General features: G+C 42.2%; 5 protein-coding genes and 2 pseudogenes. 6 read left to right on the top strand and 1 reads right to left on the bottom strand.

The genetic code is table 11. From position 1 onward, the window contains the following. The first annotated feature begins 172 nt into the window (after nt 1–172). From FD07_RS11530 to FD07_RS11515, 4 genes are read left to right on the top strand one after another with little or no spacing between them, the layout of a single operon-like run. Nucleotides 173–964, top strand: a complete 792-nt coding sequence (locus tag FD07_RS11530) for a YveK family protein (protein WP_020090459.1) — start codon at nt 173–175, stop codon at nt 962–964. Between the two features lie 9 nt (nt 965–973). Continuing rightward, a complete protein-coding gene (locus FD07_RS11525) occupies nt 974–1,735 on the top strand; it encodes a CpsD/CapB family tyrosine-protein kinase (RefSeq protein WP_027826052.1) in 762 nt (253 codons plus the stop codon). Continuing rightward, nucleotides 1,732–2,514 carry a tyrosine-protein phosphatase gene (locus tag FD07_RS11520; RefSeq protein ID WP_020090460.1) on the top strand — a complete coding sequence of 261 codons (783 nt, stop codon included), beginning with the start codon at nt 1,732–1,734 and terminating at the stop codon, nt 2,512–2,514. Before FD07_RS11525 ends, FD07_RS11520 begins: the two co-directional genes overlap by 4 nt. Continuing rightward, the gene (locus FD07_RS11515; protein ID WP_020090461.1) at nt 2,514–3,182 is read left to right on the top strand and encodes a sugar transferase; all 669 of its coding nucleotides are present in this window, start codon (nt 2,514–2,516) and stop codon (nt 3,180–3,182) included. The genes FD07_RS11520 and FD07_RS11515 overlap by 1 nt, the downstream gene beginning before the upstream one ends. Nucleotides 3,183–3,272: 90 nt before the next feature. Here FD07_RS11515 and FD07_RS11510 read toward each other — a convergent pair. Beyond that, a pseudogene (locus FD07_RS11510) lies at nt 3,273–4,205 on the bottom strand (IS30 family transposase); the annotation flags it as partial. Between the two features lie 130 nt (nt 4,206–4,335). On the opposite strand from FD07_RS11510, the pseudogene FD07_RS12670 reads away from it, so the two are divergent. Both FD07_RS12670 and FD07_RS11505 read left to right on the top strand, forming a co-directional pair. Beyond that, nucleotides 4,336–4,584, top strand: a pseudogene (locus tag FD07_RS12670) (LCP family protein); the annotation flags it as partial. 1 nt (nt 4,585) lies between these two features. Then, nucleotides 4,586–5,413, top strand: an 828-nt coding sequence (locus FD07_RS11505) for an LCP family protein (RefSeq protein WP_235804805.1), incomplete at its 5' end; no start/stop codon positions are given. Between the last annotated feature and the right edge of the window lie 11 nt (nt 5,414–5,424).

Below are 5,424 nucleotides of genomic sequence, written 5' to 3'. Positions count from 1 at the left end.
CGGATTAAATTTGCAATCTACCTTATAATGTTAAGATTTTTGCCCGAAAAGCCTTTATTCTTTATAAAAAGCCCGCTATAATAGCATAAGTATAAAAAAGTTAATGTTTATAAAAATTATCATCGAAAAATAAACTTACACGCGATGGTAGTAGGCCGTACTGGAGGAAAATATGGATTCTGAGCAAACAATTAGTGTGATGCAAATTTTTGGTATCTTGCGTAAACACATCAAAGCAATTTGGATCACAACTTTAGTAGTTTTTTTGGCGTCGATTTTTGTTACCTTTTTTGTGATGACGCCAAAATATGAGGCGACAACCGAAATATTGGTTAATCGAAAACTATCGGCCAGTATGCAGGCGGCACAGTATCAGCAAGTACAAGCCGACGTGCAGATGATTAGTACATATAAGGATATCATTACTAGCCCAACTGTCTTAAAGACAGTCAATAACACAACCAGCGGTTACCCTGGATATCCGGGATCAATGAGTGCATTGAAAAATGCTATTTCAATTAGTAACCAGCAGAACTCGCAGGTATTCTCGATTACGGTTAAGGCAACGGATGCTAAAACAGCGGCAACAATTGCGAATGAAACCGCCAAAGTATTTAAAAAGCAAGTTGTCAAGATGATGAGCGTTCATAATGTTTCAATCGTGTCAAAAGCGACACCGAACTATTCGGCGGTAAGTCCGAGAAAGACCATCAATTTGGCAATCGGATTAATTGTGGGGCTGATTCTCGGTATTGGATTGGCATTATTGCGTGAGGTTACGGATCGAACGGTTACTTCCGAGAGTTACTTGACGGATGAATTGGGATTGACCAGCTTAGGTATCGTTAGTGAAATTGACGATAAGGAAGTTAAAAAGCGGATTACGCGTGAACGTCACAGTTCAGACGACTTAATTACCGGTGCAGATGGCAGAGTAGAAGCGCGTAACCGAAGAAGGGTGTAGGTGACGACAATGGCGTGGTTTAAGCGAAACAAGAAAAAACTTGATGATACAAGTTTAAAGTATGGTGTCGGTTTAGTTAGCTATACAGAGCCCAATGGGATGATTGCAGAACAGTTCAAAACCATTCGGACGAATATTCAATTCTCCTCGGTTGATAAGCAACTCCAATCAATTCTGTTCACATCGTCGGAACCTTCTGAAGGAAAATCAACGATCAGTAATAATATGGCAGTTACCTGGGCGGATCAGGGCACTAAGGTTGTACTCGTTGATGCTGACTTACGGCGACCAGCCGTTCATCGCTCGTTCGATGTTAGTAATCGGATGGGATTGACGAACTATCTATCAGGAAACGCTGACTTATCGGCAGTGGTTCGCGAGACCATGGTCAAGGACCTTAGCGTAATCACAAGTGGACCAGTTCCACCTAACCCGGCGGAGTTATTGGGTAGTAAACGAATTGAAAATTTGTTAAGTGAACTAACCGCTGAATTTGATTTGGTGATTGTTGATGCACCACCGGTTAATACGGTGACGGATGCACAGTTATTGGCAAGCCGAATTGATGGGACGGTTTTAGTTGTGCCACAAGGTATTGCTGACAAGAATGGGGTGCGTCGGGCTAAGCAACTGTTGGAGACTGTTCACGCTAACATTTTAGGAACAGTGATGAATCGTGTGACAGCCCAAAAGTCAGTGGGTTATTACGGTGGTAATTATTATGGTGGCAGTTATTACGGCGGCTATTACGGAACGGATGATAAAAAGTGACGTTAGTTGATTTACATTGTCATATTTTACCGGGTGTGGATGACGGCGCGAAAGACTTGCCGATGGCGCTTGGTATGGCACGCGACGCGGTGGCACAAGGGATTAGTCATATTCTGCTGACACCGCACCATATGGATGGCGAATATACCAACCATAAGGTAGATGTATTGAGAAAAACAACGGCCTTTCAAGAAGCACTAGACGCTGCTAAGATCCCGTTAACGGTCTTTCCCGGACAAGAGGTGCACTTGACGGGGGAGCTCCTAAGGGCACTGGATGACGACGATATCCTGTTTATGGATGAGGGCGGCAAGTATCTACTATTGGAATTACCGCATAGTGGGATTCCAGAATATACGGAAGATATGATCTTTGAGTTGCAGACGCGTGGGATTACACCAGTGATTGCCCATCCGGAACGGAACCATGGGTTTCAGAAGGAACCGGACCGGTTATATGATTTTGTAGAAATGGGTTGTTTAACGCAGCTGACCAGTAGTAGTTATCTTGGAGTGTTCGGCGATAATGTCGAGAAATTAACTACTAAGATTATTCGCAGTGGTATAGGCTTTGCCTTTTCCTCGGATGCGCATAATTTTAAGGGACGGCGATTCTTAATGGGGGACGCCTTTAATAAACTAGAGCAACAAGCTGGTAAAGATGTTGCGACTAGGTTTAATGATGACGCTAGAGCAATCCTCAATGGGGAGGAGATTGTGAAACCGGAATTTACTAGGATTTCGGTGCTCAAGAAGAAAAAGAGGTTTTGGTTATTCTAATGGATTATGGAGAAGAGCATACAAGAAATATTGCGATTGATTTGAATTACGAACGACATCGCTATGTATATCGGTCGGTAAAGCGGATTTTTGACTTTGTAGCTAGTTTTTTTGGCCTAGTGTTACTCTTACCGGTATTTTTAATTGTTGCTATTGCAATTAAATTAGAAGAGCCAAAGGGGCCAGTATTTTATTCGCAGATTCGTTTAGGACGACAACAGCGCCCCTTTAAAATGTACAAATTCAGATCAATGGTCGTTAATGCAGATAGCTTGAAAAAATATCTGATTGATAAAAATGAAGTTGATGGGGCGATCTTTAAAATTAGGATGGATCCACGGGTGACAAAAGTTGGTAGATTTATTCGAAAACATAGTATTGACGAATTACCTCAGCTTTTGAATGTTCTACTGGGACAAATGAGCTTGGTTGGTCCTCGCCCACCTTTACCAGATGAAGTCGTAAATTATACAGATTATGATAAGCAAAGATTATTTGTGAAACCCGGATGTACCGGTTTATGGCAAGTTACGGTTCGCAATGAAGTTGGTTTTGATGAAATGGTTGGACTTGATCTGAAATATATCTTGCATCGAAGCGTATTATTTGATTTGGGTGTTTTAATTAAAACTATTAGTGTTTTTTTCAGACCTAATGGGGCATATTAAGGAAGACCCAAATTGCAAGAACAAATTAGCCACACGATAAATCCTATTAAATCAGTATTTTCATTAATATTCATATTTTATGGACTTAACTTAACCGGTGGAAGCAGCGGAGAAAAGCTCTTTGGTTGTTTGATAGCCAGTTTGCCGGCGCGGTAAATTGTTTAGCTTTGACTCAACTGCTTGGATATCATGAGGACCCAAAATATCCATGGATAGACCCTTGGGTACATCGCGGCGGATCATTCGATTATGCGCTTCGTTAGTCCCACGCTCAGAGGAACGATATGGATGGGCATAATAAAGGTCAGCGACACCGGTAAGTACAGCGCCAACTTCCGAGAACTCAGCGCCATTATCGGCAGTAACTGACTTCATGATTGATCCGTATTCTTGACAGATCTTGGCCAGCTCATAGTTGACTGAATCGGCATCACGACCATCGATCAAACGTAGAATTTGGCAGCGGGATTGACGCTCGATCAGCGTTAAGATCACACTCTCTTGACCGTTGCGCTTGCCCACCACGGTGTCCAATTCGAAATGGCCAAACTCTTGGCGCTGGTCGATACTTTTAGGCCGTTCATCAATACTCCGTCCGGCCAGACGCTTGTGCTTGATCGAGTGATGATGTTTGGCACGGTGGCGCGTTTTTTCGAGTAGATCAAGATTACGGACTTCAAGTAACTGGGCATCAATATAGTGGTATAGCGTCTTGGTCGAGACCATCTCCTCAGGTTGATATAAGCCTTCAAGTTTGGCCCGTCCTACTGTTGCATCAGGCGACCAACCATCTTGACGCAAATGAGTCGTAAAATAGTCGATAAAATCAGCGACACCGACGAGTTTCAAAGGTCGATGACAGTGGGCTCGATTAGCTTCGTACTTAGCTTGTGCTGTTTCTGGTGAGTATACAGCGTAATATTGGCGTTGACCATTCACTTTTTTTACTTGGTCGATCTCGCCGCGGCACAATTCATTATTGATTGTTTGATGACAAACATTAAGCGCTCTTGCAATCTGCCTTTATCAATTAGCTAAAAGTATTTGGCTAACTTGATTATAAAACGCGCGTTTGCGGAGTTTCAAAATAAATTTGAAGTAATTGTAGTATAATTAGAGTTATTTTGAGGAGACCGAAGGGGTGGTTGGTAGTATGCAACATAGAAAAAAGACGCATCCAGTTCGTAACACCATATTGGTACTTATTCTCTTATTGATCGCCGGTGGTGCGGCGTATGGTATGACACGCTATAGAAGTATTAAAAATGCTGTCAACAGTTCGTTTAATGCTTCTGGTGTAACTAAAGAACGAGATGTAAATAAGCAATTATCTGATAAGAAGCCTATCTCAATTCTCTTATTGGGAACTGATACAGGTGCATTAGGTCGGAGTTACAAGGGTNCGGAGTTACAAGGGTCGAACCGATAGTATGATGGTTGTGACCTTAAATCCGACCACTAATAAAACCACAATTACGAGTGTTCCGCGGGACACGGCGGTAACGATTCCTGGTTTTGCTAGTCAGTCCCCTTCGAAAATTAACGCAGCTTATGCTTGGGGACAAGCAAAGACTACTATCGATACGATTCAAAAAATGCTAAACATTCCTATCGACTTTTATGCGTTAATTAACATGGGTGGCATGGAAAAAGTTATTGATCAGGTCGGTGGTGTTGATGTTACGCCAACGTTAAGTTTTACTTATGCAGGTTATACATTCAAAAAAGGTATTAAGACCCACATGAATGGGAAAAAAGCATTGGCTTATTCTCGGATGCGGTATGATGATCCAGACAATGACTATGGCCGACAGAAGCGGCAACGGGCTGTTCTGATGGCGTTAGTTAAGAAGAGTGGTTCAATCTCAACATTACTTAATCAGAGCTTCATCAGTTCTTTGGCTAAGCAGACACAAACTGATTTAACCTTTGATGATTTAACGAGTTTAGCGCAGAATTATCGGTCAGCCACCAAAAACTTGAAGGAAACACACCTCCAAGGGACTGGTAAGGAACTTAACGACCAGAGCATGGAAGTTATGAAAAAGTCCGAACTCCAACGCGTGACAAACTTTATTCGTAATGGCTTGAGCTTATCTTACAAGAAGACCGGATCAATTGCGGTTTTTAGTAGTACGAATTCGAAGAGTAAGAGTCGTTCTAGCTCCAGTTCTAGCACAGAAACAAATGCAACAACCGCTAATGGCGGAACAAACAATGGTAGATTGTAAAATTAATCCGA

The organism is Levilactobacillus parabrevis ATCC 53295 (assembly GCF_001434055.1).
GTDB classification, from domain to species: Bacteria; Bacillota; Bacilli; order Lactobacillales; family Lactobacillaceae; genus Levilactobacillus; species Levilactobacillus parabrevis.
This window is presented reverse-complemented; position numbering and strand designations above follow the sequence as displayed.

Coding starts and splice junctions, on each gene's coding strand:
- FD07_RS11530 (WP_020090459.1), top strand. CDS start 173: ATGGATTCTGAGCAAACAATTAGTGTGATGCAAATTTTTGGTATCTTG.
- FD07_RS11525 (WP_027826052.1), top strand. CDS start 974: ATGGCGTGGTTTAAGCGAAACAAGAAAAAACTTGATGATACAAGTTTA.
- FD07_RS11515 (WP_020090461.1), top strand. CDS start 2,514: ATGGATTATGGAGAAGAGCATACAAGAAATATTGCGATTGATTTGAAT.